Source organism: Bacteroides acidifaciens, from assembly GCF_903181435.1.
Lineage (GTDB): Bacteria > Bacteroidota > Bacteroidia > Bacteroidales > Bacteroidaceae > Bacteroides.
In genome coordinates, this window is record NZ_CAEUHO010000001.1 from 2724618 (window position 1) to 2748933 (window position 24316).

General features: G+C 42.7%; 18 protein-coding genes. 10 read left to right on the plus strand and 8 right to left on the minus strand.

Translation table 11 applies throughout. The features are described 5' to 3' along the window. Positions 1-47: 47 nt before the first annotated feature. The 8 genes from CLIN57ABFB40_RS11500 to CLIN57ABFB40_RS11535 all read right to left on the minus strand — a co-directional run bounded on the left by CLIN57ABFB40_RS11500 (position 48) and on the right by CLIN57ABFB40_RS11535 (position 12524). Positions 48-578, minus strand: a complete 531-nt coding sequence (locus CLIN57ABFB40_RS11500; protein WP_175630173.1) for an RNA polymerase sigma-70 factor — start codon at positions 576-578, stop codon at positions 48-50. Between the two features lie 158 nt (positions 579-736). Beyond that, positions 737-1879 carry a DUF1735 and LamG domain-containing protein gene (locus CLIN57ABFB40_RS11505; protein ID WP_175630174.1) on the minus strand — a complete coding sequence of 381 codons (1143 nt, stop codon included), beginning with the start codon at positions 1877-1879 and terminating at the stop codon, positions 737-739. 41 nt (positions 1880-1920) lie between these two features. Then, on the minus strand, positions 1921-3066 hold the full coding sequence (locus CLIN57ABFB40_RS11510) for a glycoside hydrolase family 18 (RefSeq protein WP_175630175.1): 1146 nt from the start codon (positions 3064-3066) through the stop codon (positions 1921-1923). Positions 3067-3087: 21 nt separating this feature from the next. Continuing rightward, entirely contained in the window at positions 3088-4659 is a 1572-nt protein-coding gene (locus CLIN57ABFB40_RS11515) for a SusD/RagB family nutrient-binding outer membrane lipoprotein (RefSeq protein ID WP_175630176.1), read from the minus strand. A 17-nt stretch (positions 4660-4676) separates the two neighbouring features. Next, positions 4677-7757 carry a SusC/RagA family TonB-linked outer membrane protein gene (locus CLIN57ABFB40_RS11520; RefSeq protein ID WP_175630177.1) on the minus strand — a complete coding sequence of 1027 codons (3081 nt, stop codon included), beginning with the start codon at positions 7755-7757 and terminating at the stop codon, positions 4677-4679. A 610-nt stretch (positions 7758-8367) separates the two neighbouring features. After that, a complete protein-coding gene (trxB, locus tag CLIN57ABFB40_RS11525) occupies positions 8368-9318 on the minus strand; it encodes a thioredoxin-disulfide reductase (RefSeq protein ID WP_175630178.1) in 951 nt (316 codons plus the stop codon). A gap of 40 nt (positions 9319-9358) precedes the next feature. After that, on the minus strand, positions 9359-10006 hold the full coding sequence (locus CLIN57ABFB40_RS11530; protein ID WP_175630179.1) for a LolA-like putative outer membrane lipoprotein chaperone: 648 nt from the start codon (positions 10004-10006) through the stop codon (positions 9359-9361). A 19-nt stretch (positions 10007-10025) separates the two neighbouring features. Beyond that, entirely contained in the window at positions 10026-12524 is a 2499-nt protein-coding gene (locus CLIN57ABFB40_RS11535) for a DNA translocase FtsK (RefSeq protein WP_175630180.1), read from the minus strand. Between the two features lie 123 nt (positions 12525-12647). Here CLIN57ABFB40_RS11535 and CLIN57ABFB40_RS11540 point away from each other — a divergent pair, with 123 nt between their 5' ends. The 10 genes from CLIN57ABFB40_RS11540 (at position 12648) to CLIN57ABFB40_RS11585 (ending at position 24301) form a co-directional block, all read left to right on the plus strand. Continuing rightward, positions 12648-13241: a DUF5063 domain-containing protein gene (locus CLIN57ABFB40_RS11540; protein ID WP_175630181.1), complete on the plus strand. Its 594-nt coding sequence runs from the start codon at positions 12648-12650 to the stop codon at positions 13239-13241. A 7-nt stretch (positions 13242-13248) separates the two neighbouring features. Continuing rightward, entirely contained in the window at positions 13249-13893 is a 645-nt protein-coding gene (locus CLIN57ABFB40_RS11545) for a 3'-5' exonuclease (protein WP_175630182.1), read from the plus strand. Between the two features lie 6 nt (positions 13894-13899). Beyond that, complete coding sequence (locus CLIN57ABFB40_RS11550; RefSeq protein ID WP_175630183.1) at positions 13900-15078, plus strand: class I SAM-dependent rRNA methyltransferase; 1179 nt, start codon at positions 13900-13902, stop codon at positions 15076-15078. A gap of 343 nt (positions 15079-15421) precedes the next feature. After that, positions 15422-16675 carry a nucleoside permease gene (locus CLIN57ABFB40_RS11555; RefSeq protein ID WP_175630184.1) on the plus strand — a complete coding sequence of 418 codons (1254 nt, stop codon included), beginning with the start codon at positions 15422-15424 and terminating at the stop codon, positions 16673-16675. Between the two features lie 8 nt (positions 16676-16683). Further along, positions 16684-17277 carry a bifunctional nuclease family protein gene (locus CLIN57ABFB40_RS11560; protein WP_175630185.1) on the plus strand — a complete coding sequence of 198 codons (594 nt, stop codon included), beginning with the start codon at positions 16684-16686 and terminating at the stop codon, positions 17275-17277. Between the two features lie 8 nt (positions 17278-17285). Beyond that, positions 17286-17984 (plus strand): 16S rRNA (uracil(1498)-N(3))-methyltransferase, encoded by a 699-nt coding sequence (locus tag CLIN57ABFB40_RS11565; RefSeq protein WP_175630186.1) that lies wholly within the window; start codon positions 17286-17288, stop codon positions 17982-17984. Positions 17985-18035: 51 nt separating this feature from the next. Beyond that, a complete protein-coding gene (locus CLIN57ABFB40_RS11570) occupies positions 18036-19583 on the plus strand; it encodes a DUF4836 family protein (protein ID WP_175630187.1) in 1548 nt (515 codons plus the stop codon). Positions 19584-19602: 19 nt separating this feature from the next. Beyond that, a complete protein-coding gene (locus tag CLIN57ABFB40_RS11575; RefSeq protein ID WP_175630188.1) occupies positions 19603-20247 on the plus strand; it encodes an ATP-binding cassette domain-containing protein in 645 nt (214 codons plus the stop codon). A gap of 73 nt (positions 20248-20320) precedes the next feature. Continuing rightward, positions 20321-21526: an ABC transporter permease gene (locus CLIN57ABFB40_RS11580; protein ID WP_175630189.1), complete on the plus strand. Its 1206-nt coding sequence runs from the start codon at positions 20321-20323 to the stop codon at positions 21524-21526. Between the two features lie 120 nt (positions 21527-21646). Next, a complete protein-coding gene (locus CLIN57ABFB40_RS11585) occupies positions 21647-24301 on the plus strand; it encodes a TonB-dependent receptor plug domain-containing protein (RefSeq protein WP_175630190.1) in 2655 nt (884 codons plus the stop codon). Positions 24302-24316: the final 15 nt, after the last annotated feature.

The window sequence follows — 24316 nt, forward strand, 5'->3', positions numbered from 1 at the left end:
CTTTGCTAATGCTTTGTTTATCGAGGACTGATGCTAGACGTTTGCCGCTAAATGAGCAAGAATACTTCCCTTAGCTTTAGCTGCGTTAAATATATTTGCCGTTCTACCGTATGAACAGATATATTCAGTTTGTTGGCTATCTCTCTATGGCTTTTGCCTTTAAAACGGCTGAGTTTAAATATGCTCCTTCTACGTTCAGGAACAGTTTCCAACATTATAAAGATGTTTTGCAGTATTTCCCGACGGTATATGTCCGCCCAGAAATTATCATTATTTGCCTGTTCATAGAATGGAAACTCCTGTATAAAACGCTCTCTATATTCCTGTTTTATCCGCTGATGCTTAAGAATGTTTAAAGCTATATTTCTAGTCATAACCAAAAGATAAGAGTCTAGTTTCCGCTCATTGCTCACCCAGATTTCCTGTTGTTCCCAAAGCTTGATAAATACTTCCTGTGCCACATCTTCTGCATCACACTCTGATTTCAACAATCTGTATGCATATTTTCTTATTTTCGAAAAGTTTGCATAATAAAACGCTGAAAATCTTTCTTCTACTTGGTTACTGTTATCTATCATGGCAATAAATATTTTGGTGGCGTAGGTAAAACCCATCACTTTGAAGAACACAAAAATAGCCCCAGCATTACCTCGTATTCTCACAGATACTCGGATAAACCGGGGCTTCCCTTGTGTATTACCAATACCTATTTCACATTATTATGTAAAAAAGTCATTTATTTTTTATCGAAGCGTACATCATGCTCCCAACGTCTGACAAGACCTTCACCTGCAGTCATACCACGTCCTTGTCCGGTAGCATCCCTGAATGTACTGCCTTCGCCCTCATCCAATGGCCAAAGACCAATCAAGTTCGGATTCTTAGGATTAACTTCAAAGAACATATTATTCTGAATTTCAGCTTGCGAACGAGCATAATTCCAGAAACGTACCTGACTCATAGCACATTCTGCCGGGAAATATGTAGCACTACTGGAAATCATCTGCAAGCCATTTATTACCATTCCACCTTTCGGAGCAGGCACCTGCTTTCCTGCCACACGTTCTCCGTCACGATAGATGATGAGTTCACTTCCGTTATAAACAATTGCCAAATGATACCATTGATTGATATTCCAATCCTTTGCAGTCTCTGTTCCACCGTCACCATGAGCTTTAACTTGCAGATAGTTGTAAGGACGGTTGGCATCACCAAAACGAACATACACCTCATTATTGGCACGAACATTAAAAATAGCCTGATTATTTTTATTCAAGTTACTCATACGTACCCATGTTTCCAATGTGTAAGTCTCTACAGAAACACCCCAGTCTGTATCCGGGTCTGTCTCTACCCTTTCCGAACTGCGGGGTTTCATCACTGGAACAGATACATTCAACGGCTTGGAGAGTACATAGATAAAATGCCCTTGCGCAGCAGATTTCTTCACATCACCTTTCAACACATTACCCAATGCTAAAGGAACGGCATAAGTAACACCATTCGTTGCAAAGTCATTAATATGCAACTGGAAAGTGGCACTAATTTCACCGGCAGGAATAGTCACCGTAGCACCTTGCGGCAAATGCTCCGCCGACAGTGCTTCATATTCTGTACCATTATTAGCATTATAACCTGCAATTATTTCCGGTGCAAATCCGATTTCCACTTCTACATCTTCCGCGAGCTTCTGTGCTAAACGCACTGTTACATTGATATCCGCACCACCATCCATAGTGATTGTTACAGCTTTGGCCGTACCAGCAGCATCTGCAATATACAGACTATTTCCCTGCGCTTTGTAGTCTGCATTATCGCATCCCATAAACAGGAATGCCGACAGTGCAATGATAAAACTTGATAAATAGATATATTTCATAACTTTTATGCTTATAAAATTCATTTAACCGTTATTTATTCTTATTCATCGCCATTGGATGTGCCATTCAGACGATCATAGTAGATGCTATAAAGAGTAGTGATACCTTTACGCAAGAAATAGTATTCCGGTGAACCGTCATAATCTCCCTTGCCCTGATTATAGTCGAAACCACAACGATAGAGACCGCAACCACCAATTTGCTGATCGATGTTAACCGTTTCCCCTTTTATATTATACGTTCCTTTGTAAATATAATTAGCCATTGTAGTTAGGAACCCTCCACCAGTGCTGGCATAAGACTCAAAGTTTTCGGTTGTAATAGTTCTGCGGACAATTTCTTCAGGCGTAATGATTCCCTGCTGAATCCAGTCATCCATATCATCGAACACTCCCTCTATTCTCCAATCAGACATTCCACCATAAGCTTGCAGCACAAAATAGTCCACATAGTAAGAGAGCCATTCTTTATCCATACCGGTACGGACTCCAACTTCACCATCAATCAAGAAAAGAAGACGTTTTTCTGGCATAGGACGGTCGCCACGGTCACGATTTGGATCCATCGCGCCATGTCCGAACCAATAAGAAAGTTCTTCCACGAAAATGGTCCTTTGTACTTTATTAGCCCAAAGCTGACCGGCTCCCATTCCACCACCGGGTTCATAGTCCCAGTCATAGCCATCATAGCCACATTCCAGACAAGCTCTGTAAAGGTCTTCCGCATAAGCCTTGATGGCAGGACGTACCACTTCCGGATCCCGACTGGTTCCTGCTGTATGATAAATTTCCTTGTCCGGCAGGTCATCCCCGATGTTCTGCGAGAACAATGTTACCACTACTTTCGTCCCTTTCACTTTCTGTACATACTCCATATCAGCTCTTCTTTCCGGAGTCAGTTCGAATTTCGGATGACCTCCCCAATTGGAAGCAATCGTTACCGAATCCGGTAAACCACGCAGACTCGTTTCACCCGTAGGCGTAGTGCCAGTCCAACTGTCAAACCATACAAACACCTGTGGCAATCCCGGTGTCTGTTTCCACTCACGCAAAGCGGCATAGTATTCATCCGTCTTGACGGTTCCGTTCAAGTCAACGTTATTGATAGATTCTACATCCGTACAGCTTGCCGCAAACAGCGCAACCGCAAACGAGAATCCTATAGTCTTGATATTTTTCATTTTCATATTCTTGAAATAATTTAAAGATTAGTTCTTTTTAGCCCACCACAAGTCTGTGTTACCATTATCCGGACCACCCAACATAGAAATTGCTACTTCCAGATTAGCAGAGTTACTATCCTTTTCCGTAGAAGGATAAGGAAGACGGCGCACCATGCGACTATCGGTAATAGTTCCGATATATCCGGCTGAACTTATGTTGTTTTTCGGAGGAACCATCTCTGGGTAGCCTGTACGACGGAAGTCATTCCAAGCCTCAAAACCGATCGGATAATTAGCAATCCACTTTTGAGTAATAATCTTCTGAAGTTTGTTAACACCATCTTCCCAAGATACAGAAGCTGCTGCGGTTGTAAACGTATAACTATCGCTAGCATTTATGGCATCCGTGAAACCGGTCGGTTTTGTTGTGCTTGACAAATAATTACCAGCACTCACTCCATATTGTTCCATAGAAGTTTGGATACCTTGTTCATAATATCCTTTGGCAGCAGCCTCTCCACCGTCAATCCAGCCTTGAAGAGCAGCTTCCGCTTTCAGGAAATAAGTTTCGGCCGCATAAAATACAGGCATCGGTGAGTTTCTTTCAAATGCTGGCTTCGAATAGTTTGCGCTTGCTCCATAAACACCCGGTTGCCCGTAATTATTCTTAAAATTATCACTATTGTTACCCATGCGTGCTCCGCAGTAATTCTGTTTAGACTCCGTCATGTATTTACCAATACGGGGATCGTTATAACCATTCATATAGGCAGAAATCGTAGCATTAACAGCCAAGTCACCCCAGTCTTGTGAAGCCAGACGGAACGGATTATTAGAGGTCTTCAGGTAAGCATTATCACTGTTGGACTCAATCACGCCACTCTGAATAGCTTCCGCCATCACTTGTTGGGCATATTCGGTATCCACAGCTGCAATACGCACAGCCATACGTAATTTCAACGAATTGGCATATTTCACCCATTTACTGAAATCACCCTGATACATAACATCATAGTCTGCATATGCTGTCGAAGTTCCACTAACACCAGACAGTACTTCAATGCTCTTCGTCAAATCGGTAATCATGTTGTGATACAGTTCCTTAACATCATCATAAGCCACGGCAAATTCACCCTGCCCCATCTGAGAATAAGGAATAGGACCATATGTGTCGGCTACACGGAGCATTACGCCTACGCGGATAATGGAAGCCCAAGCATAAATTGTTCCAACACCTCCGGTCTGTTCCTTCACCTTCAGAAAGTTAGGATAAAAATCCGTGAACAGATCCTTGAAAGGAGTATCCACCCAGTTAAGTTGCGGATTGAATGAACCGAAGTTGGTACCGTTCCATTTGTTAGTACACGTAAAATAACCGCCATACTGTGAACCCACCATTTGTTCGGTCATCTGGCTATTGTTTTCCTGTTGCGGATTGAGCAGATAGGTCATCACGGGAAATACCGAACCAACCTTCTCAATCTCAGTCATCTGGTCATCATAAACATCCGTGGGATGTGTATTTAAATCTTCAAAATTTCCTGTACATGAAGCGAGTAACAACGATGATGCGAAAGTTACTGCGCTTACAGCCTTAATCATATTGATTTTTCTCATAATTCGTTCCATTTTTTTTAGAATTGTACTTTTACACTGAAACCCATGTTTCTTAAGCTAGGCTGCATGAAATAATCCACCCCTGTGTAGAACGTACTGGTAGACGACGCCACCTGTTCGGGGTCGAACGGAGCCTTGCAATAAATCATGGCAAGATTGTTTCCAATCAGGCCCAACGTTACATCGGCTATGTTATGCAGTTTCTTTCTGGAGATAGTGTATTCCAAACTAACTTCCTGCAAACGAATATTGGTAGCATCATACACATAGAAGTCACTTTCACCGGAACCGGCTGCCACAATACCCAAATAATCCTTGGCAGAAATCGTTCTTCCGTTAATCACTACACCACCGGCATCACGCAACTTCGCACTATATTCTGATACACCAAAACGATCCATGAACGCCTGTGTACCGGAAACCACATTACCTCCGAAACGACCACTCAATAATACATTCAGGCGGAAACCTTTATAAGTGAACGAGTTTCTCCAACCCATATTGACCTTAGGCAACACAGAACCAATCTTTCTGTGTTCTGTCTCAATCATAGTAGGCAATCCAGTCTTGGGATCCTGGCTGATATAACCGTTGTTGTCACGCTTGAAGTCACGGTTAGTATAGATGTCACCCATTGAACCACCTTCAACCAGACGCAATGTCGGAGCGTTTCCGCTACCCAAACGTGCCTTTTCAACGAAGTCCATTTGGATCAACTCACCTGTATAAGGATTCTGTACGCCATTTGCCAGCGATTTGATTTTGTTCTTATTATAAGTAAATGTCAGGTTAGAGCTCCAACCGAAATCTCTCCACTCATTGTTATATCCCAACGCCATCTCGATACCCTGATTCTGTACGCTACCCGCCTGAATAGCTACATCTTTGAAACCTGAACTGGCAGGAAGTGGTGCGTAGAATGTCTGGTTCTTAGTATCAGAGGTATAGTAGGTAATGTCTAAGTTCAGCGAATTGTCGAAGAAACGCATATTCAAACCGGCTTCGAAAGAATTAGTTTTTTCCGGTTTCAAATCAGAGTTCGGATAGTGAGACATCACCTTATAGGCATGGTTCTGTGGGTCGTATTCATAGCGCACTTTAGTCATATATGGATCGTAGGAGTTACCCACAGAAGTATAGGATACACGCGCCTTCAGGAAAGTGAACCAATCGGGCAATTTAATAACTTCGCTCAGAATACCGGAAAGACCTATGGAAGGATAGAAAAAAGCTTTGGTTCCTCTATCGGAGAACGCAAATGCAGAATCCCAGTCTGAACGTCCCGTAAGACTTAAATAAAGGAAACTTCTCCAACCAATTTCCGCATTGGCGAAAATAGACTGTGTCTGACGTTTCAAACCGTTAGCTTCTACTTTATAGTTATTGGTACGCGACAGATTCTCAATTGTAAAATGATTAGTCACCAATTCCAAGTTTCCGGTTATGACACTGGATTTCATACGAGTATCCTTGATAGAGGCACCGAGGTTGGCAACAATATTGAAATCACCGAATGTCTTATTGAAATTAGCCATCACATCGGCATAAGTTTGACGATCGAAACGGATATCCTCTTTATAATGTCCCTTTGGACCGGAGAATGTGGCCAATGTCCCGGCATGGAACTTTTCCGTAAAGATATTTTCGGTATTGTCAATACTGACACGTCCCTGTACATTCAATCCTTCCATAATTTTATATTGCAGACTGGCAGCCAGCTTATAACGTCTTCTTTCTGTCTCACGGTTCATACGGTTCATCGTCCAGTAAGGGTTCTGCTGGTCGAGTCCCATTTGACCGTAAGGCCAAAATTGCGTTGTAGCACCTGTCAACGGGTCGAAGTGTTCGTAAGTAGCAACATCATCGAAACTTTCACCTCGGGGGAACAGATAGAGGGCCGGAAACGGAGACATATAAGATCCCTGGGAAATCATGTTCTTGTCATTCTGAATGATATAATTGGCACTAGTGTCCAAGATAAATTTATCATTCAGGAAGTTAGCAGTGTTGCGGAACGTAAAGTTATAACGGTCGTAATCGTTATTAGGCAGAATACCTGTAGCATTGGTAGCAGCCACAGAGAAATAACTCTGACTCTTATCATTACCAGTAGAAAGAGCTACGGAGTTAGTAATGTTCGTTCCTGTATTGAAGAATCCGGAAGGATCGTAACGATAGTCGGTAGGATTACCCCAGCTATCCGACTCGCCCACTACATTACCATATCTATTTTGAAATTCGGGCATCATCAGCGGGTTACTAAATGTAGCACTCAAACTATAACTTAGACTCGTCTTGCCGCTACGACCTTTTTTAGTGGTAATAAGTACTACTCCGTTAGCACCCTCATAACCATAGAGCGCAGCTGCAGAAGGACCTGTCAGCAATGACATGCTTTCGATGTCATCCGGATTAATATCGGCAATGGACTCCGTACTACCACGTGAATTCATCGAATCCCCGCTACTTGATGTATTGACGTTGTACATCGGAATACCATCAATCACATACAACGCATTGTTGTTCTGACTGATAGATTTAGCACCACGCATCACCACCTTTACACCACTACCGGGACCTGATGAACTATTATTAATCTGTACACCGGCAGCCTTTCCTGCTAACGAGCTCATAAAGTTAGAACTCTTTACAGCAGTCAATTCATCACCTTTCACCTGCTGTACGTTGTACGTCAACGCCTTTTCAGAACGCTTGATACCCAAAGCTGTGACTACCACTTCGTCCAATACTTCCGTATCTTCTTCTAATACGATATTTAAAGGATTAGCATTGGCTATCGTCACAGACTGGGCAGCATAGCCAATATACGAGAATTCAAGGACATCACCAGCGGAAACCTTCAGAGAAAACTTTCCATCCAGATTAGTTACCGTACCATTAGTAGTACCCTTCACCAGTACACTTACACCAATCAGAGGTTCTCCTTTGTTATCTTTCACAGTACCAGAAACACTGATTACATTGTCTTGCACTTGACTGACGGTATGAGAGTCGGATGCATACACACTCCCACCACCTGCAAGTAACAAAAAGCTAAAGAGCAGATAAAAGCCTTTGCGATTCAGAGTTGTTTTCATTCAATAATAAATTTAAAATTAAAAAAGTTATTTACAAATAACAAATATATATTTTTACATAAACGTTTATATAAAGTCATATATCAAGCAGCAAACCGCCTACTTCTAAAATTTTAGAAGTACATCAACAATAGGTTAACATTTTACATTTTCCCGATTTTAAAGGTTTAACGCCGCAAATATACGCATTACAAGTAAACATACAATAAAATATATGTTAAATATCAAGCAACACTGCAACCCGTAACAACAATAAATTATCAATACAAAATATAATATTATTAGTAAACATATTTATCAAACAAACTATAAAGAAGCCAAACAAACTTATAAATAACAACTTCACCCCGTAAAAACGTTCCTTATATTTGTTAGTGATGAAAGAATAAAGAGAATTCGCTTACATTTTTCTGTAAAACTAAAAAGAGAAAGGAGTATATACAAGATGACATTATAAAGATACCTATAATAAAATCGCCTAAACTTTACCCAAGTTTACGGATTCTAACGTATTCTTAGGTAAAATTTAAGCGATTCTTTCGAAAGAGGACTTAAAATCAGCCTCTTTATATTTGATAATAACCGGAAAGTTATCGGATAATTTCTTATCTTAGATAATTCCTTTTGCAGAAAGATAACGTTCGGCTTCGATAGCAGCCTTGCAACCACTACCTGCCGCTGTAATAGCCTGGCGATAATGCGGGTCGGCTACATCTCCGGCAGCAAAAACTCCGGGAACTTTCGTACGCGGACTACCACCGTCTGTAATAATATAACCAACTTCATCAGTATCCAAATAATCCTTGAATATATCTGAATTTGGTTTATGGCCAATAGCTAGGAAGAAACCGTCAATAGGCAAACTGTAACGTTCTTCATCCGGTTCACCCCAACGCTTCACAAGATTTACTCCTTCTACACCATTGTCACCGTACAGACCGACAGCATTATGTTCGAAAAGCACTTCTATCTTCTCATGATTCATCACACGTTCCTGCATAATCTTCGACGCACGCAGGAAAGGCTTGCGGACAATCAGATATACTTTTGACGCAAGTCCCGCAAGATAAACCGCCTCTTCACAGGCAGTATCACCGCCACCAACAACGGCAACCACTTTCTTACGATAAAAGAAACCGTCACAAGTGGCACAGGCACTGACACCCATTCCAGCATATTTCTTTTCATCTTCCAGACCCAGGTACTTAGCTGTCGCCCCCGTAGAAATTATCAATGTTTCCGTTTCGATTTCTTTTTCTCCGTCAATCGTTATTTTATAAGGAGCCTTGCTCAAATCTGCCGCAGTAGCAATACCAAAACGAACATCTGTCCCAAAACGGCTTGCCTGCGCACGCAAGTCTTCCATCAACTGCGGACCACTGATACCTTCAGGATAACCGGGGAAATTTTCAACATCCGTAGTCGTAGTCAACTGCCCACCGGGCTGCAATCCTTCATAAAGCACCGGACACAAATTTGCACGTCCTGCATAAATCGCTGCCGTGTATCCAGCAGGTCCTGAACCAATAATCAGGCACTTAACTTTTTCTATTTCTGCCATTTTATTATACTTTTATTGTTTTGTTATTCAAAAAAACACTTTATCTCAAATCAATAATCTCTGCACTCGGATATTGCTTTCTGTTAAAAACAAAAATGTTATCCGCATAATCCTGCCCTGTCTGATAATTCATAATGGTTATTTCATTACGCATCTGTTGCCCACGTTGTTGAAGCAGAATATACAGAGGTTCGTAAGCATCCTTCGTCACATAAAGAGTAATGCGTTCCAATTCCTGTTTCTTATCCTTAGCCGTCAAAACTACCTCCCAAACAGTTTTTCCGCAAAATATTTTCGCTGTTCCCAGTTTGTAAGAGAATCCTTTTTGATATATATAAAGAAACGTATACGGATTAATCTGCTGCAACTCTTCCTGAGTCGGATTGCTGACATTCACTTCATCATTCTTCGTCACATAACTCCACTGCGTCTTCCCGTCAAACCAGGTGACCATATCAGAGGTTTTCAATACGAACTTCTCACCCTTTAGCTGAATAGTTCCGCTCTCCGCCGCTTCTGCAAGTCCATTTGTCACCGCCTTTATAATAAAATCAGCCTTCACGCCGCCTGCTTTACGAAATGCCTCAGCCGTCTTATCAAGAACAACTTTAGCCTGCGACTGCTGTTGCTGAGCAATCACAGGCAATGACAGTAAAGCTATTAAAACACTAAAAATGTATTTTCTCATTTGATTAATAAACGATTGATTACTGCAAATTGTTCAAACGCATTTCAAGGTCGTTATCATCGATACAAAGTACGTCACGCGCTTTACTTCCCTGCGTGGGTCCAACGATTCCCGCTTTTTCAAGTTGATCCATGATACGGCCGGCACGATTATAACCGATAGAAAATTTACGCTGAATCAAGGAAGTGGAACCTTGCTGATGAATAACGACCAACCGGGCTGCATCTTCGAACAACGGATCGAGGCGTCCCATATCAATATCGCCCACCTCACTACCACTATCCTCACTCACATATTCGGGCAAGAAGAACGGAGTAGGATAACTCTGCTGACGGGCAATAAACTTCGTAATTTCTTCTACTTCCGGCGTATCAATAAAGGCACATTGCACACGTACCGGATCAGCTCCCTGCAAGAAGAGCATATCTCCCTTTCCAATCAAACGGTTTGCTCCCGGACGGTCAAGAATAGTACGGGAGTCCATCATAGCAGATACACGGAAAGCGATACGAGCCGGGAAGTTAGCCTTAATCGTACCTGTAATAATATTAGTAGTCGGACGCTGCGTAGCGATAATCATATGAATACCGACAGCACGCGCCAATTGGGCGATACGGGCAATTGGGAGTTCCACTTCCTTACCAGCTGTCATAATCAAGTCACCAAACTCATCAATAACGACCACGATATACGGCATGAATTTATGTCCCTTCTCCGGATTCAGGCGACGGTTGACAAACTTCTCATTATATTCTTTAACGTTACGCACATGCGCCATTTTCAACAAATCATAGCGCGTATCCATTTCCACGCAAACAGAATTCAAGGTTTGCACAACCTTCGTTACGTCTGTAATAATCGGTTCACCACCATCGGGAAGTTTGGCTAGGAAATGATTTTCAATAACCGAGTAGATACTGAATTCCACTTTTTTCGGATCGACCAAAACAAATTTCAGCTCGGCCGGATGTTTCTTATATAATAAGGATGTAATAATCGCATTCAATCCGACAGACTTACCCTGCCCAGTTGCACCTGCCACCAACACGTGCGGCATCTTGCAAAGGTCGAACATAAAGACCTCATTCGTAATAGTCTTACCAAGCACAATAGGCAGGTCAAATTTGGACTCTTGGAATTTCTTGCTACCAATAACGCTTTGCCCGGAAACAATCTTCGGATTCTTGTTCGGCACCTCAATACCAATAGTTCCCTTACCCGGTATCGGAGCGATAATACGGATACCGTCAGCAGAAAGACTCAACGCAATATCGTCTTCCAATCCGCGAATCTTGGAAATACGCACGCCTTGCTCGGGAGTGATTTCATAGAGAGTGACCGTAGGCCCTACCGTTGCCTTAATCGTACTAATCTCAATACCGAAGCTGCGTAACGTATTGATGATACGGTCTTTATTCGCATTCTGCTCATCCATATCAATCGTCGGGTCGTCATTTTCGAAATGTTTCATCAAGTCGATAGTAGGAAAACGGTAGTTCTCCAAATCCTTGGTCGGATTGTAAGGTTCCACTTCCGGGCCCTGATACTCTTCTTCCGAAGCAGCAGATTCCACTTCAAATCCAGGTTCTTCATCCTCAGCAGTTTCCTTCGGGAGTGATACAACAGAATTAGAAGCAGCCGGTTCAAACACCATAGTCACTCCTTCGCTTTCTTCAGATAAAGAAGAGGATTCTTCCGTTTCCGGCTGATTCACCGGCAAGTCTTCCTCTTCTTCATGCTCTTCAGATTGTATATCCATCACAGGTACAGGCGGCGTCTGCTTATAAGTCCGTTTCAAGTTAAATTCCACTTCTTGCGGCTGAGAGGTTGCAAATTCCGGTTCACCACCTACTGCCGGAGCTGCCTCCACTTCTTCTCTCTTCTTACGTTTCAAGAAACTCAATGAGAACAGCTTACGCAACCAGACAACCGTACGCGCACTGATATATATAAAGAAACAGATAGCCGTTACCAACAGAATCATCCATACTCCAGGCACACCCACCTGGGAAATCAACCAACGGCTGACATTATATCCGTGCATACCGCCCAAATAAATAAAAGAATCCTGATAATGATCCATAAAGGCAAATCCGAAGAATACGGAGAACCAGATCAACAGCAGCGTACATCCGATAAACCATTTCCATAGACGGACAATACGCACACGCATCAGTTTCAATCCCGCCACAGCCAAAAAGACAAGAATAAAGAAAGAAGAGATACCAAAACAGTCATTAATCAGATAACTCGCCAACTGTGCTCCGCGCGAACCGGCATAGTTCTTCACATGATTGTCAACTACCGACAGGTCGGCCGGATTTCCGCTGTCAATAATACTCTGATCTGCTGCTCCCGTGAAAAAGAACGAGGAAAAAGCTAACAGCAAGTAAACGGAAAAGATGACCAGCATCAATCCGATGACAAAATGGACAGTTTCATTCTTCAATATTGCAACGATTTTACTTGGGGAAGAGGGAGTACGCTCCGTCTCCTTATCTAATTTCTTCTTTGCCATGACTTTTTATTCTTTTTATAAAATTGGAATCCTATTCTAAGCCGCAAAAATAATAAAAAAATAACGAGCACTACGCTCATTCAATCCTTTTTCTTACCTTTGCGTTTCAAATCAATACTGATTATGGAAAAAGAAAGCCAAACGATATTTGATAAGAATGTAATTGAGTTCGTAACGGTAGCCGCCGAATTTTGTGCATTTCTCGAACGTGCCGAACGCATGAAGCGTAGCGACTTCGTTGATACATCCCTGAAAATACTACCCCTGCTCTATCTCAAAGCATCTATGCTCCCGGAATGCGAGACTATCGGGGATGAGGAACTCGAAACGTATGTGACAGAGGAAATCTACGAAATCCTACGTATCAATCTTGCGGAATTGATGGGCGACAAGGATGATTATCTGGACGTATTCGTACAGGATATGGTTTATAGCGACCAACCCATCAAAAAATCCATTTCGGAAGATTTGGCAGATATCTATCAGGATATCAGAGATTTTATTTTCGTTTTCCAATTGGGACTGAACGAAACGATGAACGACTCATTGGCACTCTGCCAGGAGAATTTCAGAATGTTGTGGGGACAGAAGCTGGTAAACACGCTGCGTGCACTCCACGACGTGAAATACAACCAACAAGAAGAGGACGGTTGCCATTGCCACGATGACGATTGCCACTATCACGAAGACGGCTGCCATTGCCACCACGATGAATAGATTAGAAATGATTGTAAGAAGAACCATAGATAAAGATGAATTAAAGGAGCTCCCGAAAACCATTTTTCCGGGACGAATCCATGTTATCCAATCGGAAGCGGAAACGGAAAAGGCGGTAGCCTACCTGCAATCCAGAACTGTGATAGGTATCGATAGCGAAACGCGCCCTTCCTTCACGAAAGGACAGTCGCACAAAGTAGCACTCCTTCAGATTTCTTCCGAAGAATGTTGCTTTTTGTTTCGTCTTAATATGACAGGGTTAACCCAGCCATTAGTTGACTTGTTGGAAAATCCGGGCGTGATTAAAGTCGGCCTTTCACTAAAAGATGATTTTATGATGCTGCATAAACGTGCACCTTTCACTCAGCAGAGTTGCATCGAGCTGCAAGATTATGTACGCCAGTTCGGCATCCAGGACAAAAGCCTGCAAAAGATTTACGCAATACTGTTTAAAGAAAAGATTTCCAAATCACAACGCCTATCCAACTGGGAAGCCGATGTACTGAGTGACGGACAAAAGCAATATGCCGCCACCGATGCCTGGGCTTGTCTCAACATCTATAACCTGCTACAAGAGCTGAAGCAAACGGGCAATTATGAAATAGCCCCCGAAGAAAAGAAAGAAGAACATTTAATCGAATCAGATAAATAGAACATCATGCATAAAGTCTACCTCAAACCCGGCAAAGAAGAGTCACTCAAAAGATTTCACCCCTGGATTTTCTCCGGTGCAATCTCCCGTTTCGACGGAGAACCCGAAGAAGGTGAAGTTGTAGAAGTATATACCTCAAAAAAAGAATTTATCGCTGAAGGACATTTCCAAATCGGAAGTATCGCCGTACGCGTACTTTCTTTCCGCCAAGAACCTATCGACCACGAGTTCTGGAAACGTAAGTTGGAAATTGCATACGACATGCGTCGCAGCATCGGTATTGCTACGAATCCAACGAACAATACCTATCGTCTCGTACACGGTGAAGGTGACAACCTTCCCGGGTTGGTTATCGACGTTTACGCCAAGACCGCTGTCATGCAGGCACATTCGGCAGGAATGCATGTAGACCGCATAGCAATCGCTGAAGCTTTATCAGAAGTAATGGGGGATAAAATAGAGAATATTTATTATAAATCAGAGACAACGCTCCCTTTTAAAGCCGACCTTTTCCCTGAAAACGGTTTCCTAAAAGGCGGAAGCAGTGATAATATCGCGCAAGAATACGGATTGAAGTTCCATGTGGACTGGCTGAAAGGCCAGAAAACAGGATTCTTTGTAGACCAGCGTGAAAACCGTTCTTTACTAGAACGCTATGCCAAAGACCGTTCGGTACTGAATATGTTCTGCTACACCGGCGGGTTTTCATTCTACGCTATGCGCGGCGGCGCAACGCTCGTCCACTCTGTCGACAGCTCTGCCAAAGCCATTGATTTAACAAATAAGAATGTAGAGTTGAATTTCCCCGGTGATCCTCGCCACGAGGCTTTTGCCGAAGACGCATTCAAATATCTCGACCGCATGGGCGACCAGTATGACTTAATCATTCTTGACCCACCAGCCTTCGCAAAGCATAAAGACGCTTTACGTAATGCTCTGCAAGGTTACCGGAAACTAAATGCCAAAGCATTCGAGAAAATCAAGCCGGGCGGCATCCTGTTCACTTTCTCCTGTTCACAGGTAGTGACCAAGGATAATTTCCGCACTGCCGTATTTACCGCAGCCGCCATGTCGGGACGCAGTGTGCGTATCCTGCACCAACTAACCCAGCCTGCCGACCATCCGGTAAATATCTACCACCCCGAAGGGGAATACCTCAAAGGATTAGTACTCTATGTAGAGTAGAAAAGAGGGCGTTAACAGAAAAAAGGAAGAATCAAAGTTAATTAGAGTTAACAAATAAAAGATTTATAGCAAAACATTATGTTGTATAACATAAAACCTCTTATCTTTGCACTGTGTTTTTCATGGTATTAGATTTAAGGTTAACAAAGATTGGCTGTCTGGGATAGATAGCCTTCTTTTTTTTATACCCCCTCCATCTACTTTTTCGAAAGCAAATCACCCCATTTCTTCGCATTTATGCCTTTTTTATCGCCTTTTTATCAAATATCTAGTCTACCTATTCAATGAAAATATTATATTTGCATCTATTATCAACAAAAGAGAAACACAAATTTAAAAAGTCATGAGTATAAAAGTTCGTTTGATTATTATGAACTTCCTGCAATTCTTTGTCTGGGGGTCATGGTTAATATCACTAGGTGGTTATATGGGTAGAGAACTCCACTTCGAAGGTGGACAGATTGGAGCTATTTTCGCCACTATGGGTATCGCTTCTTTGGTAATGCCTGGTATTATTGGTATTATTGCCGATAAATGGTTTAATGCGGAACGTTTATACGGACTTTGCCATATTGCAGGAGCAGCCTGCCTCTTCTATGCCTCTTCAGCAACGAGTTATGACCAGATGTATTGGGCTATGTTACTTAACCTCTTAGTATATATGCCGACTTTATCATTGGCCAACACTGTATCATACAATTCTCTGGAACAATATAAGTGCGACCTCATTAAAGACTTCCCCCCTATTCGTGTATGGGGAACAATCGGCTTTATCTGTGCCATGTGGGCGGTAGACCTTACCGGATTCAAAAATTCGAGTGCGCAGCTTTATGTAGGCGCCGCATCTGCATTGTTGCTCGGACTCTATTCTTTCACCTTGCCGGCTTGCCGCCCCACTAAGTCGGAAAACAAATCTTTGCTTTCCGCTTTCGGACTGGATGCACTGGTATTATTCAAAAGAAAGAAAATGGCAATTTTCTTCCTTTTCTCCATGCTTTTGGGAGCAGCCTTACAGATTACCAACACATACGGCGACCTGTTTTTGGGTAGCTTCGCCAGTATTCCCGAATTTGCAGAATCCTTTGGAGTGAAACATTCGGTTATCCTGTTGTCCATATCCCAAATGTCCGAGACGCTGTTCATTCTCGCCATACCTTTCTTCCTGAGACATTTCGGCATCAAGCAAGTAATGCTTATCAGTATGTTTGCATGGGTATTCCGTTTTGCTTTGTTCGGCTTCGGAGATCCGGGTAACGGACTGTGGATGCTTATCCTTTCCATGATCGTTTACGGTATGGCTTTTGATTTTTTCAACATTTCCGGTTCGTTGTTTGTTGAACAAGAAACCAGCTCTTCCATCCGTGCCAGCGCACAGGGATTATTCTTTATGATGACCAACGGATTGGGAGCAATCATCGGCGGATATGCCAGCGGCGCTGTGGTGGATGCATTCTCTGTATATGCCGACGGCAAACTGGTAAGTCGAGAATGGACAGATATCTGGCTGATATTTGCAGCTTATGCACTTGTCATCGGAATTCTGTTTGCTTTAGTATTCAAGTACAAGCACCAGCGGGAGAATCAAACAATTAAGTAAGAAAAACAATGGACAAAAAGGTAGAATTACAAGTTATAAATATCACAAACAGCCAGGCGCAGGTAGGCGCATTTGCGATGCTATTAGGCGAAGTGGACGGTGATCGGCAATTGCCGATCATCATCGGTCCGGCAGAAGCCCAAGCTACCGCTCTGTATCTGAAGGGAATCAAAACGCCCCGCCCGCTAACACACGACTTATTCATTTCCACTCTCACAGTATTGGGAGCCAGTCTGATACGTGTGTTAATTTACAAAGCTAAAGATGGTATTTTCTACTCCTATATCTACCTTAAAAAAGACGAAGATATTATACGTATCGACTCACGCACCTCGGATGCGATAGCTATGGCTGTGCGTTCCGACTGTCCAATTCTAATCTACGAATCCATTCTAGAACAGGAATGTCTGCATATGTCTGACGATAAAAGAACCCATTCCGAAAAAACAGAGGATGACGAAGACTCCGAAAAAGAACATCACTCATCGGCTTCCACGTCTCTCTCTCTAGAAGAGGCATTACAACAGGCTATAAAAGATGAGAACTACGAATTGGCCGCACAGATACGCGACCAAATCAATTCAAGAAATAAAAATCAGTAACTATTATTATGCACGTATTTTATACTCCTGATATACAAAAGAGTAATGAACTTCCAGAAGAAGAAGCACAACATTGCACCCGTGTCCTACGGTTAAGTATCGGAGATGAAATCACCCTCACCGATGGCAAGGGTAATTTCTATAAAGCAGAAATTACGGCTGCCACCAACAAGCGTTGCCAGGTAGCCGTTAAAGAGACACTCTTTCAGGAACCGCTATGGCCTTGCCATTTACATATTGCCATGGCACCGACCAAAAATATGGACCGTAACGAATGGTTTGCAGAGAAAGCTACCGAAATAGGTTTTGACGAGCTGACTTTTCTCAACTGCCGTTTCTCCGAACGTAAAGTCATCAAGACCGAACGAATCGAGAAAATCCTCGTTTCAGCAATCAAGCAATCACTCAAAGCCCGTCTGCCCAAACTGCATGAAATGACAGATTTCAACAAGTTCATTGTCCAGGAATTCAAAGGACAAAAATTCATTGCCCATTGTTATGAAGGTGAAAAAACGATGCTGAAGAATATCCTGAAGCCCGGAGAAGACGCACTTGTGCTGATAGGCCCCGAAGGAGATTTCAGTGAAGAAGAAGTGAAAAAAGCCATTGAGCAGGGATTTGTCCCCATCAGTCTCGGCAAATCACGGCTTCGTACAGAAACAGCGGCACTGGTAGCTTGCCACACGCTAAACCTGCTAAATCAATAACCATAGCAACCGGCCGAACCAATGATTATACAACTTTTAAATAACATAAGTATGGCAAAGAAAATGATTTCACGACTCTCGGTACTGGCGGTACTGATTGTTTTTCTGACAGCATGTTCCAAGACATCAGAGTACACTAATGTGATACCGGCTGATGCTTCGGTAGTCGCTTCTATCAACCTTAAATCCCTTGCCAGTAAAGCAGGATTGGATGACAAGGAGAATGAAGCTGCCAAACAAAAAGTATTGGAAGCACTGAAAAGCGGAATGAACGCCGCTACTTTCCAGCAATTGGAAAAAGTCATGAAAAATCCCAGCGAATCGGGTATTGACGTAGAATCCCCATTCTATGTATTTTCTTCATCTTCTTTCCCATATCCGGCCGTCGTAGGTAAAGTGAACAATGAAGATAACCTGCACGCTTCATTAGACGTGATGACTAAAGAACAAATCTGTCAGCCAGTCAGTGAAGCAGACGGATATAGTTTCACTACCATGAATGGTAGCCTGCTTGCTTTCAATAACTCTACTATAATGATCGTCACCGTAAACGGTACTTCCCAAACAGACAAAGCAAAAGAGGGAATCACCGCCTTGATGAAACAAACAGCAGACAACAGTATCGTGAAATCCGGTGCTTTCCAGAAAATGGAAAAACAAAAGAGTGATGTCAACTTCTTCGCTTCTATGGAAGCTATCCCGGCAATTTACCGCAGTCAAGCAAGTATGGGTCTGCCCGCTGAAGTAAAACCGGAAGACATTACCCTCGTAGGCGGAATGAATTTTGAGAAAGGAAAGATTGCTCTCAAATCAGAAAACTACACAGAAAATAATGCTGTTAAGGCATTGTTGAAAAAGCAAATGGAATCGTTTGGAAAAACCAACGGTACTTTTGTCAAATACTTCCCAGCTTCTACACTGATGTTCTTCAATGTAGGCATAAAAGGAGAAAGATTTTATAACCTGTTAAGCGAGAATAAAGAATTCCGCAACACCATATCTATCGCCAAAGCTGACGAAGTGAAAGAACTGTTCAGTTCGTTCAACGGTGATATTTCCGCAGGATTGATTAACGTAACAATGAACAGTGCCCCTACATTCATGCTATACGCAGAAGTAAAGAACGGAAATGCACTCGAAACTCTTTATAAAAACAAACAATCATTGGGCTTGAAAAGAGGAGAAGATATCCTGGAACTTGGAAAAGACGAATACGTCTACAAAACCAAAGTCATGAACATATTCTTTAGAATTAAAGACAAGCAAATGTACGTTACCAACGACGAGTTACTCTACAAAAACGTAGGCAAGGCAGCAGACAAGTCTATTAAAGAAACTCCTTATGCATCAGACATGAAAGGTAAGTCTACGTTTATAGCTATCAACACCGAAGCTATCCTTGAGCTCCCTGTTGTCAAGATGCTGGCAGGTTTCGGTGGTAAGGAAGTCAAGGCTTATCTTGATCTGGCCAATAAAGTATCCTATATGTCTATGAGTTCGGATGGAGAAGTCAGCGAAATCGATCTCTGCCTGAAAGACAAAGATGTCAATGCCCTCAAACAAATTGTAGACTTTGCCAAGCAATTTGCCGGCATGTAATAATCTGTAAACAAACGGTATGAATAGTATTCACCTACAGCAAACACTTCCCCAAGTGTTTGCTGACCGTAATTCGGTGACCTCAGACGTATGGCATCAAGACCTTATCTTCCGGAAAGGGGAAATGTACCTGATTGAAGCCGCTTCCGGCACCGGAAAATCATCCTTGTGCAGCTATATCTATGGCTACCGCAACGACTATCAAGGGATTATCAATTTTGATGAAACCAATATCAAAGTATACTCCGTGAAGCAATGGGTCGACCTGAGAAAACATTCACTGAGTATGCTTTTTCAGGATTTACGTATTTTCACCGAACTTACCGCCCTTGAGAATGTACAACTGAAAAACAACCTTACCGGATGCAAAAAGAAAAAGGAAATCCTGACATTCTTCGAGCAACTGGGCATCGCAGATAAAATAAACGTCAAAGCCGGCAAACTCTCTTTCGGGCAGCAACAGCGTGTCGCCTTTATCCGAGCACTCTGCCAGCCATTCGATTTCCTGTTTTTGGATGAGCCTGTCAGCCACTTGGATGATGACAACAGCCGCATCATGGGCGAACTCATCATTGCCGAAGCCGAAAAACAAGAAGCCGGAATTATCGCAACTTCCATCGGCAAGCATATAGAGTTGCCTTACGACCGTATTCTGCAACTGTGATGAGCCTATCCATAATATGACGTTATCACATTATTTCAAATCATAAATTGTAATTCGCAAAATCCTAAATAAAATGTCTGCTCTTGTCTGGAAACTTCTCCGTCAACATATCAGTATCGGTCAATTAGCCGGTTTCTTTTTAGCCAACTTATTCGGTATGATGATTGTATTGCTCAGTGTACAGTTTTATAAAGACGTCATCCCGGTGTTCACCGAAGGTGACAGCTTTATGAAGCAAGACTTCATCATCGCTACAAAGAAAATCAGCACACTCGGTTCTTTTGCCGGAAAGAACAACACGTTCACCGCCGAAGACATCGCCGACCTGAAAAAGCAGCCGTTCACCAAGAGCATAGGAGCTTTCACCCCTTCCCAATTCAAAGTATCGGCAGGACTGGGAATGAGAGAAGCAGGTATCCATCTTTCCACAGATATGTTTTTCGAAGCGGTTCCCGATGAATTCGTTGACATCAAACTGGACAAATGGCACTTTGACGAAGAAACCCACACAATCCCTATTATCATCCCCCGCAACTATCTGAATCTTTATAACTTTGGTTTTGCGCAAAGCCGGAGTCTGCCCAAATTATCGGAAGGACTGATGGGACTTATACAAATGGATATTATGATGCGCGGCAACGGACGGGTAGAACAGTACAAAGGAAACATTGTCGGCTTCTCCAACCGACTGAATACTATTCTTGTACCCCAATCCTTTATGAAATGGGCCAACGAAAATTTCGCTCCGAGCACAGAAGCACAACCCGCCCGACTGATTATCAAAGTCAACAATCCGGCAGATTCTTCCATTGCCAGCTATTTTCAACAGAAAGGATACGAAACGGAAGACGGGAAACTGGATGCCGGAAAAACAACATATTTTCTCCGCCTTATCGTAGGCATCGTATTGGGAGTCGGTTTATTTATCAGCATCCTTTCATTCTATATCCTGATGCTAAGCATTTTCCTGCTGCTGCAAAAGAATACGGCCAAGCTGGAAAGCCTGCTGCTGATTGGATACAGTCCCGCCAGAGTAGCATTACCCTATCAGTTACTCACTGTAGGACTGAACACTATCGTACTCGTTCTATCCATCGGACTGGTCTGCTGGCTACGTAGCTACTACCTTGACAGTATCAGGCTACTTTTTCCGCAACTGGAAACAGGTACCTTATGGGCAGCCATCAGCATGGGCATCCTCCTATTCATCATAGTATCGGCAATCAACATACTTGCAGTCAAAAGAAAGATACTTTCCATCTGGATGCACAAGGCATAGATGTAATAATATTGCAAAAGTTTGTAATATCATACACATTCAGTATTGTTTCGATAAATCCTTTTTGCGTTCTCGAAATAAGTGGTACTTTTACACAGTTTTCACAAAGACATATATGATATGAAAAGCAAGACTACGTTCCTTACAGATAAAGGTTTGAAGATTTTCTTTGCCGGAATATTTTCAAGCCTGTTTTCGTTATCTGCATCCGCACAAAATATGCAGGATACGATTATTGCGTATTTCAATCTCCTGAAAAATGTACCTCAGGAGAAGTTGTACCTGCATCTTGACAAACCATTCTATGGAGCTGGAGAGAAAATATGGTTCAAAGGATATTTAGTAAACGCAGTCACACACCAAGATAACACACAGAGTAATTTCATCATTACAGAACTCATCAATCGTTCCGATTCCATCATAGAACGGAAAAAGATTCGCAGGGATTCCTTAGGCTTTCATAATGCCTTTGCCCTCCCGCCTACCCTTCCCGCCGGCGATTATTACCTGCGGGCATACAGCAATTGGATGCTCAACCAAGAACCGGAATTCTTTTATTCACATAACTTGAAGATTGGTAATTCTATTGACAACACCATCGTTTCGAATATTGAATATCAGAAAGAAGACGAAACGCATTATACCGCTAAAGTCAAATTCGCAAGTAATACCCAGGAAGCTTTTAAAAACACCACCGTTCACTACCGTTACATTGAGAATGGCAAAATAAAAGACAAAGGCAAAAGAAAGACAGATGAGAGCGGATTGATTTCCATCTCCTTACCGGATTTAAAGCCCACAGCAACGCGACATATCGAAGTCGAGTTTGATGACCCGCAGTATATATATAAGAAGACCTTTTATCTGCCTTCATTCAACAAAGACTTCAACGTCCAATTCTTTCCGGAAGGTGGTGCCTTATTAGCAGTCGCTCATCAGAACATAGCTTTCAAAGCTCAGGGAACCGATGGCTTCTCGAAAGAAATAGAAGGATTCCTGTTTGACGCCAAAGGAGATACATTGACCGCTTTCCGTTCAGAACATGATGGCATGGGAGTGTTCACATTAAATCCAACCAGCGGAAACTCCTACTATGTGATAGCCCAAACCAACGACGGCATTAGCAAACGATTCGACCTGCCCGCAGTAGAGCAAAAAGGAATCGGACTGTCCATATCACATTATAAAAAGGAAATACGCTATGAAATTCAGAAAACGGAGACTACCGAATGGCCGCAAAAGTTATTTTTAATAGCACATACCCGTGGGAAACTGGCTATTCTTCAACCAATCAATACCGGCAGGACTTTCGGAAGAATGAATGATAGCCTCTTCACCGCAGGCATTACCCATTTTATGCTCATCGACCAACAAGGAAACGCACTCAGTGAACGGTTAGTCTTTGTGCCCGACCGGAATCCCCACCAATGGCAAATCCAGTCCGATAAACCTACATACGGGAAAAGAGAAAAAGTATCCCTGCAAATTTCAGCAAAAGATAATAACGGTAACCCCATAGAAGGCAAATTCTCTATCAGCATCACTGACCGGAGAAGCATCCGACCGGATTCTCTCGCAGATAATATCCTATCAAATCTGCTACTGACTTCTGATTTGAAAGGATATATAGAAGACCCCGGATATTATTTTCTTCATCAAGACCCCAGGACACTACGAACACTTGACTTCTTAATGATGACTCACGGATGGCGCAGACATCATATCAAAAACGTACTGACTGCTCCCTCGCTGAATCTCACTAATTATATGGAAAAAGGGCAAACCATCAGCGGACGAATCAAAGGATTTTTCGGAAATAATGTAAAGAAAGGTCCCATTTGTATCTTAGCCCCCAAACAGAATATCGTCGCTACTACCACGACAGATGAGAAAGGAGAATTTATCGTGAATACATCTTTCAGAGATAGTACGACTTTCCTCGTCCAAGCACGTACCAAAAGAGGATTTGCCGGAGTAGACATAGAAATCGACACTCCCAAATACCCACTTGCTTCGCGCAAATCTCCATTCCGCGACGGAGCGGCAATCTTCATGGAAGACTATCTGCTCAACACACGCGACCAGTATTATATGGAAGGCGGCATGAGAGTATATAACCTGAAAGAAGTACTAATCACAGGAAATCGTTCCAAGCCCCGTTCAGAAAGTATCTACACGGGCGGAATCAATACTTACACCATCGAGGGAGACAAACTCGAAAGTGGTGGAGCCCAAACCGCCTTCGATGCGGTAAGCAGACTTCCGGGAGTCAGTGTAACCAACGGCAACGAAATACATATCCGCAACAACCCCGAACAACCGGTCATTGTCATTGACGACGTTGTCTATGAAGACGACAACGACATACTGACTATGATACAAACCAGCGATATGTCTAGCCTAAGTCTTCTTCGTGGAGCCGATGCCGCCATATTAGGTTCCCGTGGTTCGGCAGGTGCCATTGTCATTACATTAAAAGATGGAAAAAACCTTCCCGCCAAACCTGCACAGGGTATTATCACGTGCACCCCACTGGGATACAGCGATTCGGTTGAGTTCTATGTACCTGCTTACGATACCCCCGAAAAGAAGAATGCACAACGTTCAGACTTACGGAGTACTATCTACTGGAACCCGTTACTACAATTGGACGCAGAAGGAAAAGCAACCATTGAATATTATACTCCGGACAGCACTGCACCGGAAGATATAATAATAGAGGGTGTGGATAAAAAGGGGAAAGCATGCCGAGTCATACAAACTATAAACCAATAACCCGATACTTTTATA